The organism is Thalassotalea sp. PP2-459, from assembly GCF_001913705.1.
GTDB lineage: Bacteria > Pseudomonadota > Gammaproteobacteria > Enterobacterales > Alteromonadaceae > Thalassotalea_C > Thalassotalea_C hakodatensis.
This window is the reverse complement of record NZ_MKQD01000002.1, coordinates 1-1,436: the sequence shown is the minus strand read 5'-3', so window position 1 is coordinate 1,436 and position 1,436 is coordinate 1. Positions and strand designations below refer to the sequence as shown.

Below are 1,436 nucleotides of genomic sequence, written 5' to 3'. Positions count from 1 at the left end.
CTGAGACACGAGACGATACTCTACGGAGTAGAAGCTGTTGATGCCATACTTCCAGGAAAAGCTTCTAAGCATCAGATATATAGGAACCGTACCCCAAACCGACACAGGTGGTTAGGTAGAGAATACTAAGGCGCTTGAGAGAACTCGGGTGAAGGAACTAGGCAAAATAGTACCGTAACTTCGGGAGAAGGTACGCTGTCGACGGTGATGAGACTTGCTCTTTAAGCTGTTGACAGTCGAAGTAACCAGGTGGCTGGAACTGTTTATTAAAAACACAGCACTGTGCAAAATCGAAAGATGACGTATACGGTGTGACGCCTGCCCGGTGCCGGAAGGTTAATTGATTGGGTTAGCTCTGCGAAGCTCATGATCGAAGCCCCGGTAAACGGCGGCCGTAACTATAACGGTCCTAAGGTAGCGAAATTCCTTGTCGGGTAAGTTCCGACCTGCACGAATGGCGTAATCATGGCCACACTGTCTCCACCCGAGACTCAGTGAAATTGAATTTGCGGTTAAGATGCCGTATACCCGCGGCTAGACGGAAAGACCCCGTGAACCTTTACTATAGCTTGACAGTGAACATTGCTCCTACATGTGTAGGATAGGTGGGAGGCTTTGAAGCATGCACGCCAGTGTGTGTGGAGCCAACCTTGAAATACCACCCTTGTATGCGTGATGTTCTAACCTAGGGCCCTTACCGGGCTTGGGGACACTGTCTGGTGGGTAGTTTGACTGGGGCGGTCTCCTCCCAAAGAGTAACGGAGGAGCACGAAGGTTGGCTAAGTACGGTCGGACATCGTACGGTTAGTGCAATGGCATAAGCCAGCTTAACTGCGAGACAGACACGTCGAGCAGGTGCGAAAGCAGGTCATAGTGATCCGGTGGTTCTGTATGGAAGGGCCATCGCTCAACGGATAAAAGGTACTCCGGGGATAACAGGCTGATACCGCCCAAGAGTTCATATCGACGGCGGTGTTTGGCACCTCGATGTCGGCTCATCACATCCTGGGGCTGAAGTCGGTCCCAAGGGTATGGCTGTTCGCCATTTAAAGTGGTACGCGAGCTGGGTTTAGAACGTCGTGAGACAGTTCGGTCCCTATCTGCCGTGGGCGTTTGAGAATTGAAGAGGGCTGCTCCTAGTACGAGAGGACCGGAGTGGACGAACCACTGGTGTTCGGGTTGTCATGCCAATGGCATTGCCCGGTAGCTACGTTCGGAACTGATAACCGCTGAAAGCATCTAAGCGGGAAACAGGCTTTGAGATGAGTTCTCACTGGAGATTTAATCTCCCTAAAGGGTCGTTGGAGACTACAACGTTGATAGGTCAGGTGTGTAAGGGTTGTGAGGCCTTGAGCTAACTGATACTAATTGCCCGTGAGGCTTAACCATACAACACCTAAATGTTTTAGGTATGTTTGATAACATCACGTACTGTG

Annotated in this window: 1 rRNA gene; it reads left to right on the top strand. The window is 50.8% G+C overall.

Annotation, left to right across the window (positions count from 1 at the left end):
- Window positions 1–1,389 (top strand): 23S ribosomal RNA (locus BI291_RS00060); the annotation flags it as partial.
- Between the last annotated feature and the right edge of the window lie 47 nt (window positions 1,390–1,436).